Source organism: Pandoraea sputorum (genome assembly GCF_000814845.2).
GTDB classification, from domain to species: Bacteria; Pseudomonadota; Gammaproteobacteria; order Burkholderiales; family Burkholderiaceae; genus Pandoraea; species Pandoraea sputorum.
In genome coordinates, this window is sequence record NZ_CP010431.2 from 1,563,673 (window position 1) to 1,577,687 (window position 14,015).

Below are 14,015 nucleotides of genomic sequence, written 5' to 3' on the forward strand. Positions count from 1 at the left end.
AGGCGCAGTGACGGATTGAGCTGTGCGGTTGCACAAGACAAAACTAATAACGAACCAGCATGAGGCTGCCGGCCGCGCCGGGGTCTCGTCGTACCGGGGATTCATGCATGTCCGTTTTATCGCTTCGCCGCAGTGCGCTCGTCGCCGCGGCGTTCTCTGTTGTGCTGATGGGAACTGCGGGGGCGTCCGAGGGCGTCGCCGCCGAGAATGCGTCATCGTCCGTAAGCACTGACGTCCGGGGTTCCGCCATCGCACAGGCGCGTGCGCACATGCGAGCGAAGTCGCCGGAGCAGGCATACGCTCTTCTGGCCCCGCTGGAGGGGCGTCTCGCCGGGGACGCGGAGTACGATTATCTGCTTGGCATCGCGGCAGCGGACACGCGTCACCTCGACGTGGCGGAGCGCGCGCTCAAGCGCAGCATTGCCGAGCGGCCGGGCGACGGTCCGACGCATCTCGAACTCGGGCGCACCTATTTCTTGCTGGGCCAGCGAGAAAACGCCCGTCGGGAATTCGAAGGTGTGGCGGCGGGCGATGTGCCCGAAGGCGTTCGTCCGGTCATTCAAGCCTATCTGAATGCGATCGATGCGCCGGTCGGTGTGCGCACGGCATGGTCCGGCTACGTGCAGGGCAATTTCGGACATGACACCAACGCCAACAATGCGACGACCCATTCGTCCATCGCGATTCCGGCGCTCGGCGGCCTGATGTTCGTCCTCGATGGTGGCTCCCGTGGCACACCTGCGAATTTTGGCGATGTGAGCGGCGGGCTTGCCGTTCGTCACGCGGTGACGGAGAACCTCGTGATCTCAGGTTCGGGGGACGTCGACGTGCGGCGCTATGGCGGCAACGCCCGCGCGTTCGATCAGGGCAGCTACTTGTTTCAGTTGGGCGCGAACTGGCTGTCCGGCAAGAACAACTTCGGGCTGCAATATGCGAATCAGCATATGTGGGTCGATTCGGAGAGTTACCGGAATCTCAACGGTTTCACCGCGCAGTGGACGCGCGACCTCGGCGAGAGTCTTCAGGCGGCAGCGTTCGCGCAGTACACGCCGATCCGCTATATGGGGACGAACGCACGCGACGTGAATCGCGCGATTGGCGGGGCGTCCATCGTCAAGGGATTTGCGTCGGTCTATGGTGAGCCGGTGGCCTATGCGTCGATGTATGCAGGACGGGAGAGTCCCAGGGACGATCTGTCTGCGGCATTCGGCAATCACCTCTGGGGCGGACGCATCGGTGGCGAATGGCATGTGATGCCGAACCAGATGCTCTTTGCCAACGTTAGCTTCGAGCGTCGCAACTACGACACGCTGGACAGTATGTTTCTGGTTGAGCGCCGCGACCGTCAGCTCGATGTGAGGGCGGGCTACTCGTACTTTGTGACGAAGGCGTTTTCGATCACGCCGCAATACAGCTTTACGCGCAACGGTTCCAGCCAGCCGCTGTTCGATTACCACCGGAGTGTCTATGAAATCGTGGCACGTTATGACTTCCGCTGATCTCGCGCAGCGTGCTCGACAGCTCGGTCGGTTGCGCGAACCCATTGAGGTCCGATCATGCCCTCAGTCCACTCAGTCCCCTCGGTCAGATAGGGAGCGACACATGATGAAGCGCAATCCACCGTCGGCAGCGCGACGCAACCCTGGCTCGGTTGTCCCGGCGGCGGCGGGGTGGCTCGCGGCGTTGTCGGTGATGGCGGCGCTGGGGAGTACCCCGGCGATGGCTCAGTCACCGACCATTGACTTCAGCCGGTTCCTTGCGCAGCAGGCGTCGTCTTCGCCGCCATCGGCGAGCGCAGGCGCGCTTACGCCCATCACGTCGAGCGCAACGGCCCCGGGTTTGTATGTCCAGGTGATCGACGGCCTGGTGGCCCCGAGTAATTCGGCCGGTAACCCGCAATTCCAGGCGGGGCAATTCGGTTTCACTCCCTCGTACACTGTGCCGCCGATCGTCCTCCCGCAGAATCCGGGATTGATTTTTACGCCGCCGTCATTCTTCGTCAGTACGCCGGCACCTCAGGCACCAGCGCCCGCTGTCCCCAGCGTGCCGATAGTCAGTCCAAAGCCTGCAGATCCGATCGTCGCGTTACCCCCGTTTGTGACAAAGCCTATTCCGCCCGCCGCAACGCCGGTGGTGCTGGCGAACGGTGCGGATTACTACATGATGAACTGGGGTTCGGACGGCCTGGCGAATCTCGGCATTGGCGCGGGGGTGTTCAACAATGCGAATGCGCTGACTAAGTTTACTGGCACGACGGTGCCCTTCAACGTGGTGTCTGGTGTGACGACGACCGATACCGGGGCACTGGAAGACCTTGGCTGGGGACGCTGGACGGCGGGCAAAGTGGCGGATCACGGCATCACGTTCGATCTGACGACGTGGAATTCCGGCATGCCTTACGTCATCGGTCGTCCAACGCTTGATGCGAATCTGCCGGTGAGTGGCACGATGACATATGCGCTTGCGGGTGCGACAAAGGCCATCGATATGACGACGGGAGCCGTGGGCACGCTCTCTGGCAATCTGAGCATCGCGTTCCAGAACGCGCAGTATGCCGTCACGCCGAAGCTGAACATTGCGATGTCGGCGGGGCCGACCTACGTGACCGGGGCAGGATCGACGACCGTCGGCCCTGATGGTGCGCGTGCAACATTCAGCACGATGACGCAAAACGTGACGGGTGGTGCTTGTGCAGGCGGGTGCCAATTCTCGACGCAGGGTGTGCTGACGGGCGCGGCGGCGAACAATGCCGGGATTGTCTATTCGCTGACGGGGCCGGACGTTCGTGTGGTGGGGGCGGCGGGATTCAAGCGTTGACAAGCGCGACGAACTCCCCAATAGCGTAATCATCCGGGGTGCGGCCTTGTGCCGCATAGGCGAGCATCCGATCGGTGTAGTCTGTTTCACATGTTCACCGTTGCTGAACCCACTTTCCGGGACTCGTGACTTCACCCATGAACAAAGCGCGCGCGGTGCCGATGCCTAGCGACAGCCTAATCGCACCGCTCTACGCGGGCGCAGACCTGTCGGACGCTTATGCAATTCGACTGCCGCCAGAGGCCAGCGATGACCTGGAAGTGCTGACACGGATCCTATTCGAGCAACAGGCGTTGTGGATTCGTGCACTCTTGTGTGTCCGCGATGCGGTGATGGTGACCGTCAACGTTAAATCGTCCCGCGCTGTCGGTCTTGCTGGCGCAGCGCGTGGGCCGGTGATCAGCTTCTTTCCACTGCTGTCGAAGACTGCGACGGAGTTGGTTCTGGGTGCAGGCGATCGGCATCTCGATTTCCGCGTCAGCGTCCAACTTCGTGGCGACGCGGCCAACGGGCGGGAGTTGCTCGCGGCGACGGTGGTGCATTGCCATAACAGACTGGGAAGAATCTATCTTGCGACGATTGCACCGTTTCATCGCGTGATCCTTCGGGCGAATTTGGAGCGGGCTGTCAGAGATATGCGGGATGGGCAGAGATTCGGTTGAAAAAGAAAAAGGCCCTCGGCATTTGCCTGAGGGCCTTTCCTTGCGCGATTCGCGCGAATCTGGTGGGTGGTACAGGGATTGAACCTGTGACCCCTGCCGTGTGAAGGCAGTGCTCTACCGCTGAGCTAACCACCCAAATCATTAACTAAATCAATGATTTAGAGCCGATTGCTGAAGTTCTTCTTTCGCAATCAGGAGCAGAACTTTAACTGTTTTCGTAGAAGTCTGCAACTTTTCTTTTGTTCTGTTTTGCTGCCGTCGTGATGATATCTCTCGATCACTTCACGTCGTTTCTTGCGATGACTCGCAAGCAGCAAAGACAGCGATTATAGGGACGTTTTCTTCGTTTGGGAAGGGCTTTGTGCGAATTTTTCGCGAGGCTCGCCGCATTCGCCGAAAGATCGCGCAATCACGGCGCTGCCGGTGCTTCGCCTTCCGGCGGCATCGGTTCCTTGCGCCACACGCACGTCCCCTTCATGCCCTTGTCGATGCCGTTGAGTACGCCGTCGTGCGACTCCACCTCTTCGCTGGCCGCGAGGATCACCGGCAGATCGAACTGACGCAACGAAATCTTCTCGCGCGGCACGCCATCATTGCTTTCGTCACCTTCGCTGTCGTCGATGACAAGGCTTTCCTGACCGCGCGTCATCGCGAGATAGACGTCCGCGAGCAGTTCCGCATCGAGCAATGCGCCGTGCAACGTACGGTGCGCGTTGTTCACGCCAAGTCGTTCGCACAGCGCGTCGAGCGAGTTGCGGCGCCCAGGGAACATTTCGCGCGCGCGCAGCAGCGTGTCGATCAGCCCAGAGCAATGCTGCATGAACGGTGGCCAGCCGAGGCGGCCGAACTCCATGTCGAGAAAGCCCAGGTCGAACGCCGCGTTGTGAATGATGATCTCGGCATCGCGGCAGTACTCGCGCAGCTGCTCGGCAATCTCGGCGAACTTGGGTTTGTCGGAGAGGAATTCGGTCGTCAGGCCGTGCACCGCCAGTGCACCTGGATCGCTGTCGCGCTCGGGGTTGATGTAGAAGTGCAGGTTGTTGCCGGTCAGGCGTCGATTGACCAGTTCCACGCAACCGATTTCCAGCAGACGGTCGCCCGTCTTGGCATTCAGGCCGGTGGTTTCGGTATCGAGGATCAGTTGTCGCATGATGTTCGTCGTGTTTCGTGTGCTTTCGGAATTGGCGCACCGCGGGCCATTGCAAATGACAACGTCCTCACGCAGTGCGCGGATGATGCGAAGGGCTTACCCGCTTACCCGTGGCGCAGGCTCTCGACGCCGCGATTGGCCAACTGGTCGGCGGCTTCGTTGCCGTCGTGCCCCGCATGGCCCTTCACCCAGCGCCAGTCGATATCGTGCTTCTGCGACACGGCGTCCAGCTCCTGCCAGAGGTCGGCATTCTTCACCGGTTCCTTCGCGGCCGTCTTCCAGCCACGCGCCTTCCAGCCGTGAATCCACTCGCTGATGCCCTTCTGGACATATTGCGAGTCGGTATGCAGTACGACCTGACAGGGCTTGTTCAGGGCTTCGAGCGCGCGGATGACGGCGAGAAGCTCCATGCGGTTGTTCGTGGTGTTGGGTTCACCGCCGAACATTTCCTTGCGGTGCTTGCCCGCGACGAGCAGGGCGCCCCAGCCGCCGGGGCCGGGATTGCCTTTACAGGCACCGTCGGTGTAGATCTCAACTTGCGGCAAGGTCATCTCTCAAACAATCAATCGGACGCTTCGGTCGTTTCCGCCAGTTGGCGATGCGTGGTATTCGGTGTGGCAACCGGTGCCGCCGCTGGCTGGAGGCCGAGTATACGCTTGCGGACTTTGCCGACCAAACGCATGCCCTTGACACGCTTGACCGCACGCACGGCATACAGCGCGCCGAAGATCGGCCACCAGCGGTCGCCTGCGGGCTCCATGAATTCGAAGCGTTGTAACCAGTGCTCGCCACGAAGCGGGGGACGATAACACCCGAAGCGGCCACGGTCGATGTCGAACGACAACAGCTTGAGCCAGTCCTTCAGGCGGGTGAATGCAATCAGGTCAGCCCCCGGCGGCAGGAACGGCGCACCGGCGAGTCGGCCCAGTTCCTCTCGCGCGCCCCACAGACTCAGGTTGTTAAATCCGGTAATGATGACCTGACCTTCCGGCACGAGAATGCGTTCGACCTCGCGCAGGATGTCGTGAGGATTCTCGGCAAATTCGAGGACGTGGGGTAGCACCACGAGATCTGTGCTGGCCGTAGCGATCGGCAGTTCGTCGAAGCGACTCACGAGGATGTCGCGAGCAACCATCTCCGCGTTCGCGCCTCCGGGCGTGCCGGATGGCGCGCAGGCAGTCGTGACGCTGGCGGCTTTGGTCATGAGAGGCGGGGCCTCCGGGCCGCGCGCGGCGGGCAGGATGAGGCCCCGGTAGGGCATGCGGTTTTCGCGCAGCGTATCGAGCTCGGGACGGCCCAGCTGCAACGCGTGATAGCCGAACAGATCCCCGACCCATTGGTCGAAGAGGGCCTGTTCCCATGCGAGCGCGTAGCGGCCTGGCGGTGAGACGAGCCAGACGGGCCAGTCTATAATCGGACGTTCTGACATGGTGGCGAGTATATATGGATGCGCACGCAGATGCGGTGAGTGGCCAGTCGGCCGGAACACTGACCGTCTTTCCGGTCCCCGCGTTCCAGGATAATTATCTCTGGGTCGTCGATAACGGCAAAGATGCCGTTGTGGTGGACCCGGGCGACGCCGCACCGGTGCTCGCCTATCTCGAATCGCGCAACCTCACACTGCGCGCTATCCTCATCACGCACAAACATGCCGATCACATCGGCGGCGTCGATACGTTGCTCGAACGTTTCGACGTGCCGGTGCACGGTCCCGCGCATGAGGCCATTGCCTGCGTCGATCATCCGCACAACGGTGGCGAGACGGTGCACATTGCATCGCCCGCGATGACGCTTCAGGTGATCGACGTGCCCGGCCACACGGCTGGCCACATTGCGTATTTCCTGGGGGCCGGTACCACGGGTGCCCCACACCTGTTCTGCGGCGACACGTTGTTCTCGTGCGGTTGCGGCCGATTGTTCGAAGGCACGCCTGCACAGATGCTCGCGTCGCTCGATGCGCTCGCTGCGCTGCCGCCCGCCACCCTCGTGCACTGCGCGCACGAATATACGTTATCGAATATTCGCTTCGCACTTGCCGTGGATCCGGATAACGAGGCGCTCGGCGCATGGCATCGGGAAGCGACGGCGCTGCGTGCGGCCGGTCGCCCGACGCTGCCCACGACGCTCGCTCAGGAGCGCGTGACCAACCCCTTCCTTCGCAGCGACGCCCCGGCCGTGGTCGCGGCCGCCGAAGCCCACGCGGGACGAACGTCGCTCTCGCGCGAAGCAGTCTTCGCGACCGTGCGCGCCTGGAAAGACACCTTTCGCTGATTTCACGGCTAGCCTGCAAAGCGCTAGCTGTGCAAGTGCTGTGCTGTCAATATCGCGGCGCGTCATGAGCTCTGTCACGCAGCAGACGTTGACAGGTTTGTCACCGCCTGCTCCGCCCCGACGAATCGCCCCAAGTGTGAAGTTTCGGTGTCGTATCGATGGCATCGACACCATCGTATATGGCACGGACTGTCACAAAGCGCGTCGAAAATGCGTCTCGTCGCGGCCACAATTTGTGAATTCAAACTCGGGGATAACCCTTATTTTTGGGGCATTTCTGCGTAAATTTTGCAAAAAATTTAGGCAGAAAGGTTGACGCATCTGAAGGGTTTCCTTAACATCCTTGCCAATTTCATGAAGATGTAACCCAAATCGAGCCCGATCAATGCGACTTATCGTTAGCTTGCTCCTGACGCTGCTTCTCGCAGCGTGTGCCAGCACAGCGCCGACCACAGGTGCATCGAAATCCACGCCCGATGCGCAGAGCAAGTCGCCTGTCGCTTCGACCGCAAAAGGCAAGCAGCGCGTCTCCAGCGATCAGACCATCGACCTGGACAACGACTCGATCAACGATCTGGCCTACGGCAGCGACGACGCCGATCTCTGGTCGCGCATCCGCCACGGATTCTCCATTCCCGACCTCGACACCGACCTCGCGCAGGATCGCACGCAGTGGTACGCGCAGCGCCCCGAGTATGTCGAACGCATGATTCAGCGTTCCGAGAAGTATCTGTTCCACATCGTCGAAGAGCTTGAGCGCCGTCATATGCCGACGGAACTCGCGCTGCTGCCGTTCGTGGAAAGCGCATACAACCCGCAAGCGCTCTCGACGGCCAAGGCCGCCGGCATGTGGCAGTTCATTCCCAGCACGGGCAAGACGTACAACCTCAAGCAGAACATGTTCCAGGACGAGCGCCGCGATGTGCTCGCCTCGACGACCGCCGCACTCGATTACCTTTCGAAGCTCTACGCGATGTTCGGCGACTGGCATCTCGCACTGGCCGCCTACAACTGGGGCGAGGGCAACGTGCAGCGCGCCATCGATCGCAATCAGGCGCAAGGTCTGCCGACCGACTATCTGAGCCTGCGCATGCCCACGGAGACGCGCTATTACGTGCCGAAGCTCCAGGCCATCAAGAACATCATCGCGCATCCGGACATCTACAGCGTGAAGCTGCCGGACATTCCGAATCACCCGTATTTCGTGAGCGTCACCACCAAGCGTGACATCGACGTGGCGCTGGCCGCCAAGCTGGCCGATCTGCCGCTCGACGAATTCCGCGCGCTCAACCCGTCGTTCCGCAAGCCCGTGATTCTGGGCGCGGCACAACCGCAGATTCTGTTGCCGTTCGATAGCGCGGAAGTGTTCCAGCGTCGTCTGAAGGGCTACGACAAGCCGCTGTCGAGCTGGACGACGTACACGTCGGCGTCGCGTGAGCGTCCGGAAGACGTGGCACGCAAGCTGGGCGTCGATGCAGCCGTGATTCGCTCGGTCAACAACATTGCGCCGCGCATGCGCCTGAAGGCGGGCTCGACGCTGCTGGTGCCGCGCTCGGACGACATCGATCAGGACATCAGCGCCTCGGTCGCGAGCAGCGCCGTGCTGGCCCTCGAACCGGATCTGCCCGACACCCGTAAGGTAATGGTGCGTGCCCGCAAGCACGACACGCTCGCTGGCGTGGCATCGCGCAGCGGTGTGAGCGTCGCGCAGATCAAGAGCTGGAACCGCCTGCGTCGCGACACGCTGACGTCAGGCCAACTGCTGGTGCTGCACGTGCCGGTGAAGGACGCCTCGCGCGTGCTCGCGTCCTCCGCACCCGAGCCGGTCGCCGCGAAGGGCGATGACGATGCACCGCGTACGCGTCTGGTGCGTGGGAAGAACGGCAAGATGATTCGTGTGGTCGACCACCGTCCGGCCGCCAAGCCGACCAAGGCGGCGGTCGCCAGCAAGGCCGCTCCGGCTGCCAAGGTCGCCTCCAAGGCACCGGTCAAGGCCGCAGCGAAGGCACCTGCCAAGGCTGTCGCGAAGTCGTCCGCGAAGCCTGCGACGAAGGTCACGAAGACCGCGCAGCGCTAAGCCGCAGCAACGTTATCGCAAACGCCCGTGAGGTTCGCCTCACGGGCGTTTTGCTTTGGTGCTGCCGTTACCGTTGGCCCACCGTGACCCGCAAGTCCCTGCACGGGGTTCACGTGCGCCTTCGGAAAATTCCCATAAATGCATCGGCTCCCGTTTCCTATGATGAAGACGCGGACGATTTCGTTCGTATTCACTCAACAAGGAGTCCTAAATGAAGAAGGATCTGGGAACCGTGAAAGAAGTGACCGAACTCGACGTGCTGGCATCGGTGGATGCCACGCACGCCACGCGAGGCGTCCTCGGCAACGACGTTGAAGGCATCACCGTGCTGCCGCTGTGCTTCAAGCCGGTTTGCATCCCGACGCTGCCGCCGGTGACCGGAGGTCACGCCTGACGTGGCAGATTCGATGCGAATCGGAACCGGCGCGTGTGCGGACGCGCCGGTTTTCCGTCATCTGGCGCCGGACGTTCACATCGTCGGGATGGACGCACACGTTGTCGTGCTCAAACTCGCTTGCGATCGATACTTCAATCTGTCGTACGCGCACTCTCAGGCGCTGCGTCGGCTGATCGGATGGCGTCACGCGCCACAGGAAGTTGCGCAGACGCTGCCAGCGATGCAGGACATGTTCGACGCCGAAGGGCTATTCGCACCCGGTGAGCAGGCCATGCCCGACCCCCGACACGCCACGCGCGACATGGCGCCGCGTCTCGGCTTCGATGCCTGGCTGGCGATGCCCGGCGATCTTGCTGGCAACGCGCGTACTCGCGATGTGATGCGTGCGAGCTACTGGCTCTGGCAAGCCCAGCGAGCGACGCGCAAGACGCGAATGGCGGGCGTGATCGGGCGCATCAACGCCGCCCAGCAACGACGCGACACGCAATACGGTTTGCCCGGGGATTACGCGCCGTACGTCGCGGCGATGCACCGCGCGGCGTTGTGTTATCCGCAGTGCACGCCGTGCCTGCCGTGGTACGCGGCGCTGGCCCTGTGGTGCGCGCATGACGGGCTGCGTCTGCAACTGGTGATCGGCGTTCAGCGCCAGCCGTTCTACGCTCACGCGTGGGCGGAAGCGCAGGGGCGTGTGATTGGCGACGACCCGCGACGTCGCGAGCAGCTTGCCGTCATTTACGAGACGCCGGTCTGATCGTCCGTTCGCACGGTCTCGTCGTCGCGCTTCGGCACATCGACGCCAACCGGGCTGTCCAGGCCATCCAGGCCATCTACATGCGGCCTGAACCGCATCTGCGCCCCCACCGGCGCGCCATCCAACACGGAGCCTGTCATGCAACTTGCCCGTCTAAGACCAGGACCGGCCGAGCGTCACGTGCCGTTGCCCGGCGCCGTCGTATTACGGGGGCTGGACGGCCAGCCTGCCGCCCGGATTCGTCCCGAAGCGAACGATGACCGTCGTCATGTGAGCGATCAGAGCGAATTGCTCGCGTGGTATGTGAGCGGTCGTGTGTTTCACAAGGACGATGGCCGCGAAGTGTTGCCGGGGCTGGAGCTGGCGCGACTGGCGTTGGAGTCGCCCGAGCGCTTTGTGCAGCAGTACTGGGGGCATTACCGAATCATCGTGCATGACCGTTGGTGCGGCGCGACGCTTGTGTTGTGCGACCCATGCGGCCACTGTCCGACGTACTACCGCTTCTGTCGCGACGGCGCGGTGCATGTTGCGTCGGATCCGGCGGCGCTTGTCGGCGACGACCCGTCGTTCGACAGCGCAGCGCTCAAATCCTTTCTCGTGCACGGCGATGTGGGCGGTGTGCAGTGTGCGTTGTACGACGTGGAGCGTTTGCCGCTCGGCCACGCCCTGTGGATTCCCGAGCGTGGCGCGCCGAAGACGCGCGTCGTCTGGTGGCCCGCATGGCAGCCGGGGGAGGGGCGAGTGAGGTGTATGAGATGACGTCGGGCACCGGCCTGCTTGGCGTGTTGCGACGTTCTACGGAGCGTTGTCTCGGCGACCGCCCGGCGGTACTGGAACTCTCGGGGGGCGTGGAGTCGACCTCGCTGGCGCTTGCGCTCGCACAGTCGGGACTCGCCGCTCAATGCACGGCGGTGAATCACTGTGATCCGGCGTCGCCGTCGAGCGACGAATCGCATCACGCAGGCAGTGTGGCGAGGCATGTGCGCATGGCGTTCGAGCGTCTCGATATGGCGTGTGCGGCGTTCTCGCCGCCGACGGACATTCCACGTCTGGCGCGTCCGGCCATGCATTTGTGCATGCTGGCGCAACTGGATGCCGTGCGAGAGCGTCTGATGCCATACCGCGAGCATCGCCTCGTCAACGGTCACGGCGGCGACGCCATCTTCCTCGCACCGCCGCCCGACGGGGCCTTCCTCGATGCCTTCGCGGACGGTCAGTGGCGTCGTGCGCTCGGTGCGTGGCGCGATCTGGCGATCATGCAGCGCTTGCCGCTTTGGTCGGTCGCGCGGGGGGCGTTTGGACAACTGCGTCAACGCCATGCGAACCCCTTGGCCGCGCTGCAAGACGGCTTACTGACGGCCGCCGCCTGCGCGGGCGAGCCATGCCGTGGAGAACCGCTCGCGCGGGCATGGCTGGCGCAGTGGCCGCTCAGGATGCGTCCCGGCAAGCGCACACAGATTCTCGGCACGCTCGGCAACCTGCGCGACATCGAGGTGCATCCGTCGCTGGCCGCGGGCGGCACGGCGTTTCCATTCCTCACACAACCGGTGGTCGAAGCCGGGTTTGCGATGCCGACGTACCGGCTCTTCAACGCCATGCACAACCGTTTGCCGCTACGTCGCGCGGCGTATCTGGCCAGTGGTCTGCCGAACCTCTGGCGTCGCGACAAGGGGATGATGACGGGCGTTGTAGGGGCGGGTGTGGCCGCCAATTTGCGCCATGTCGAGGAGGTCTGTCTGGAGGGCTATTGCGCAGCGTCCGGATGGATCGATCGCGACGCCTGTCGTCGCGCCATCGGCCGGATTGCCCATCATCATCTCGAATCGATGACGACGATTCGCCGCCTTTACGCCGTCGAGATGTTCGTGCGCGGCTGGCGGCAGGGAGCGGGCGCTGTTGGGGGAACGCCCGACGCAGGTGGACGGCGCGGGCAATATGCGTCCGAGGGGCCCGGCAACGAGGCGACGGCATGACGCGACAGGCGGGGTGGAACGCGCTGTGTTTCGTGCTGCGCACGCTATGGGCGCGTGAGACGGCGAGATCGCGTCACCGTCTGTGGCTTGCCGCCGCGACGCTCGCAGCGGCGCTGATGCTCGCGTTGCGGCTCATGGCGCCCTGGGTGCTGGGGCTGGCCGTCGATGCGCTGGCGAGCGAGCGACCGGGCACGCTGGCGATGCCGTTCGCGGTGGCCTACGTCGTGCTGTGGTCGGGGGCGGCTATCGGCGAGCGGGGTAAGGATCTACTCATCCAACGGGTGATGGAAGATCTTCGACGCCGCACCGGACTCGGCTATCTCACGCGCCTGATCGAGTTGCCCGCGCATCGCGCGCGGGACGTCAATGCCGGGCATGTGCTCGACTGCCTGTTTCGTGTGGAAGTGGCGCTACCGGTCATCGTCACGGGACTGGTGTTCGGGTTGCTGCCGCTGGCTGTGCAGGTGATCGCGACGTGCGTGATCCTGATGCTCAACTTCGGCGTGCTTTACGGCGTGATACTTGGCGCGACCGTCGTGGCCTACGTGCTGACGCTGCGACCTACGCTCGCGCGCGTGACGCGTCGAGAGTCGCAGGCGAACGACGTCTCGCGCGCCACCACCGGCGCGCTGGCCGATACGCTGAGTCAACTGGAGTGCGTGAAGACGTTCGCGCAGGAACCCGCCGAAGTGGACCGCTTGTCGCAGCGTCTGCGCACGCGTTATGTCGCAGCGTTGGCAACGGCGACGACGGCGCAGGTCACGAGCGCTTTGCAGATGGCGATCATGGCGGCGGGCGTCTCGGCGATGACCTTGCTCGCGGTCAGCGACGTGGCGCGGGGTGCCGAGCCGGTGGGCACACTCGTGCAGGTCAACGCCTATCTGCTTCAGTTCGCCTTGCCTGCGGCCATGCTCGGTGCGTTGGTTTCGCAGGTGGCCAGAGCCCTGGTCAGCGTCGACGAGCATCTGCGCGATGGCGCGGCCGGGCCGACAGCGGTGGCGGCGCTCCCGACGTTAGTCGGGCACGATGTATCGGCACCTCCACCGTTCCCTGCGTCTCCGACGTCCGCTGCCTCGCAAGCACCCACCATCGAGTTCGACGACGTCAGCGTGGCCGTCGGCGAGGCACCGCCCATCGTGTCGGGCATCCGTCTGCGGATCGCTGCGGGCGAGTATGTCGCGCTCGTCGGTCCCTCAGGTGCAGGGAAATCGACGTTGTTGCGTCTGATGGCGGGTCTCACGCTGCCTTCGCGCGGCGAAGTGCGCATCGATGAAGACAGGCTGTGTGCGGCGCGTGCCGAAGCCGTGCGTCGCATGATGGGCTTCGTCACGCAGGATTGCCGTCTGTTCGATCGCACCGTGTTCGAGAACGTCGCCTATCGCGCGGGACTGAGCAAAGGTGTATTGCCCGAGGACGGTCGCCTACAGCACGAATTCCAACGCGTGACGACGCTTGCCGAAGTGCCGGATTCGGCGTCCGTTACAGGTCTGTCCGGCGGGGAGCGCCAACGCGTAAACATTGCGCGTGCACTCTGGGGCAGCCCGCCGTTGTTGCTGCTCGACGAACCGACCGCCGCGCTCGACGCCCTGACCGAGGCGCGCATTCTGGCGCGTCTCTCACACGAACGGGCAGGCGCGACGTGCGTGATCGTGGCGCACCGTCTCGCTGCCATCCGGCAGGCGGACCGCATCGTGGTGATGGAGGGCGGGCGCATCGTGGAAACGGGCGACCACGTGGCGCTGCTGCGCCAAGGCGGCCTGTACGCGCGCATGTGGCAGGCCCAGCAAGCCGAAGCATCGCCATCGCCAGCAGTGCCAGCCACGCCGACGACAGCGGCCACCGTCCCGGAACTCACTTAAATCGACAGAAATCCCCCCGATCTCCGCGTAATCCCCTAGCATTTCAGGCATGTACCCG

13 protein-coding genes and 1 tRNA gene are annotated in these 14,015 nt (G+C 63.5%); 10 read left to right on the top strand and 4 right to left on the bottom strand.

Annotated elements, in window-relative coordinates:
• Positions 1 to 107 precede the first annotated feature (107 nt).
• The 3 genes from NA29_RS07030 to NA29_RS07040 all read left to right on the top strand — a co-directional run bounded on the left by NA29_RS07030 (position 108) and on the right by NA29_RS07040 (position 3,479).
• On the top strand, positions 108 to 1,499 hold the full coding sequence (locus NA29_RS07030) for a surface lipoprotein assembly modifier (RefSeq protein WP_039397086.1): 1,392 nt from the start codon (positions 108 to 110) through the stop codon (positions 1,497 to 1,499).
• A 103-nt stretch (positions 1,500 to 1,602) separates the two neighbouring features.
• On the top strand, positions 1,603 to 2,817 hold the full coding sequence (locus tag NA29_RS07035; protein ID WP_039397089.1) for a hypothetical protein: 1,215 nt from the start codon (positions 1,603 to 1,605) through the stop codon (positions 2,815 to 2,817).
• A 137-nt stretch (positions 2,818 to 2,954) separates the two neighbouring features.
• Positions 2,955 to 3,479, top strand: a complete 525-nt coding sequence (locus NA29_RS07040) for a DUF2867 domain-containing protein (protein WP_039397091.1) — start codon at positions 2,955 to 2,957, stop codon at positions 3,477 to 3,479.
• A gap of 60 nt (positions 3,480 to 3,539) precedes the next feature.
• On the opposite strand, the gene NA29_RS07045 is transcribed toward NA29_RS07040, so the two are convergent.
• The 4 genes from NA29_RS07045 to NA29_RS07060 form a co-directional block, all read right to left on the bottom strand.
• Positions 3,540 to 3,614: transfer RNA gene (locus NA29_RS07045), tRNA-Val, on the bottom strand.
• A gap of 274 nt (positions 3,615 to 3,888) precedes the next feature.
• Positions 3,889 to 4,629: a DNA polymerase III subunit epsilon gene (gene dnaQ / locus NA29_RS07050; protein WP_039397093.1), complete on the bottom strand. Its 741-nt coding sequence runs from the start codon at positions 4,627 to 4,629 to the stop codon at positions 3,889 to 3,891.
• 104 nt (positions 4,630 to 4,733) lie between these two features.
• Positions 4,734 to 5,180 carry a ribonuclease HI gene (gene rnhA / locus NA29_RS07055; RefSeq protein WP_039397095.1) on the bottom strand — a complete coding sequence of 149 codons (447 nt, stop codon included), beginning with the start codon at positions 5,178 to 5,180 and terminating at the stop codon, positions 4,734 to 4,736.
• 11 nt (positions 5,181 to 5,191) lie between these two features.
• A complete protein-coding gene (locus NA29_RS07060) occupies positions 5,192 to 6,058 on the bottom strand; it encodes a methyltransferase domain-containing protein (protein ID WP_039397098.1) in 867 nt (288 codons plus the stop codon).
• Positions 6,059 to 6,072: 14 nt separating this feature from the next.
• On the opposite strand from NA29_RS07060, the gene gloB reads away from it, so the two are divergent.
• The 7 genes from gloB (at position 6,073) to NA29_RS07095 (ending at position 13,957) form a co-directional block, all read left to right on the top strand.
• Positions 6,073 to 6,900 (top strand): hydroxyacylglutathione hydrolase, encoded by an 828-nt coding sequence (gene gloB, locus NA29_RS07065; RefSeq protein ID WP_052252593.1) that lies wholly within the window; start codon positions 6,073 to 6,075, stop codon positions 6,898 to 6,900.
• 385 nt (positions 6,901 to 7,285) lie between these two features.
• A complete protein-coding gene (locus NA29_RS07070) occupies positions 7,286 to 8,977 on the top strand; it encodes a transglycosylase SLT domain-containing protein (RefSeq protein ID WP_039397100.1) in 1,692 nt (563 codons plus the stop codon).
• A 211-nt stretch (positions 8,978 to 9,188) separates the two neighbouring features.
• The gene (locus NA29_RS07075; RefSeq protein ID WP_039397102.1) at positions 9,189 to 9,371 is read left to right on the top strand and encodes a hypothetical protein; all 183 of its coding nucleotides are present in this window, start codon (positions 9,189 to 9,191) and stop codon (positions 9,369 to 9,371) included.
• A 13-nt stretch (positions 9,372 to 9,384) separates the two neighbouring features.
• The gene (locus tag NA29_RS07080; protein WP_039397103.1) at positions 9,385 to 10,125 is read left to right on the top strand and encodes a lasso peptide biosynthesis B2 protein; all 741 of its coding nucleotides are present in this window, start codon (positions 9,385 to 9,387) and stop codon (positions 10,123 to 10,125) included.
• A gap of 138 nt (positions 10,126 to 10,263) precedes the next feature.
• Positions 10,264 to 10,884 carry a class II glutamine amidotransferase domain-containing protein gene (locus NA29_RS26005; RefSeq protein ID WP_167370888.1) on the top strand — a complete coding sequence of 207 codons (621 nt, stop codon included), beginning with the start codon at positions 10,264 to 10,266 and terminating at the stop codon, positions 10,882 to 10,884.
• The gene (locus NA29_RS25690) at positions 10,881 to 12,098 is read left to right on the top strand and encodes an asparagine synthase-related protein (RefSeq protein WP_072633219.1); all 1,218 of its coding nucleotides are present in this window, start codon (positions 10,881 to 10,883) and stop codon (positions 12,096 to 12,098) included. Before NA29_RS26005 ends, NA29_RS25690 begins: the two co-directional genes overlap by 4 nt.
• The gene (locus NA29_RS07095) at positions 12,095 to 13,957 is read left to right on the top strand and encodes an ABC transporter ATP-binding protein (RefSeq protein ID WP_039397107.1); all 1,863 of its coding nucleotides are present in this window, start codon (positions 12,095 to 12,097) and stop codon (positions 13,955 to 13,957) included. Before NA29_RS25690 ends, NA29_RS07095 begins: the two co-directional genes overlap by 4 nt.
• Positions 13,958 to 14,015 lie beyond the last annotated feature (58 nt).

Bases quoted from the DNA above. Each gene is read 5' to 3' on its own strand.
- NA29_RS26005 (WP_167370888.1), top strand. From the start codon at position 10,264: ATGCAACTTGCCCGTCTAAGACCAGGACCGGCCGAGCGTCACGTGCCG.
- NA29_RS07030 (WP_039397086.1), top strand. From the start codon at position 108: ATGTCCGTTTTATCGCTTCGCCGCAGTGCGCTCGTCGCCGCGGCGTTC.
- NA29_RS07095 (WP_039397107.1), top strand. From the start codon at position 12,095: ATGACGCGACAGGCGGGGTGGAACGCGCTGTGTTTCGTGCTGCGCACG.
- NA29_RS07075 (WP_039397102.1), top strand. From the start codon at position 9,189: ATGAAGAAGGATCTGGGAACCGTGAAAGAAGTGACCGAACTCGACGTG.
- dnaQ (WP_039397093.1), bottom strand. From the start codon at position 4,629: ATGCGACAACTGATCCTCGATACCGAAACCACCGGCCTGAATGCCAAG.
- NA29_RS07035 (WP_039397089.1), top strand. From the start codon at position 1,603: ATGATGAAGCGCAATCCACCGTCGGCAGCGCGACGCAACCCTGGCTCG.
- NA29_RS07040 (WP_039397091.1), top strand. From the start codon at position 2,955: ATGAACAAAGCGCGCGCGGTGCCGATGCCTAGCGACAGCCTAATCGCA.
- NA29_RS07060 (WP_039397098.1), bottom strand. From the start codon at position 6,058: ATGTCAGAACGTCCGATTATAGACTGGCCCGTCTGGCTCGTCTCACCG.
- NA29_RS25690 (WP_072633219.1), top strand. From the start codon at position 10,881: ATGACGTCGGGCACCGGCCTGCTTGGCGTGTTGCGACGTTCTACGGAG.
- NA29_RS07080 (WP_039397103.1), top strand. From the start codon at position 9,385: ATGCGAATCGGAACCGGCGCGTGTGCGGACGCGCCGGTTTTCCGTCAT.
- gloB (WP_052252593.1), top strand. From the start codon at position 6,073: ATGGATGCGCACGCAGATGCGGTGAGTGGCCAGTCGGCCGGAACACTG.
- NA29_RS07070 (WP_039397100.1), top strand. From the start codon at position 7,286: ATGCGACTTATCGTTAGCTTGCTCCTGACGCTGCTTCTCGCAGCGTGT.
- rnhA (WP_039397095.1), bottom strand. From the start codon at position 5,180: ATGACCTTGCCGCAAGTTGAGATCTACACCGACGGTGCCTGTAAAGGC.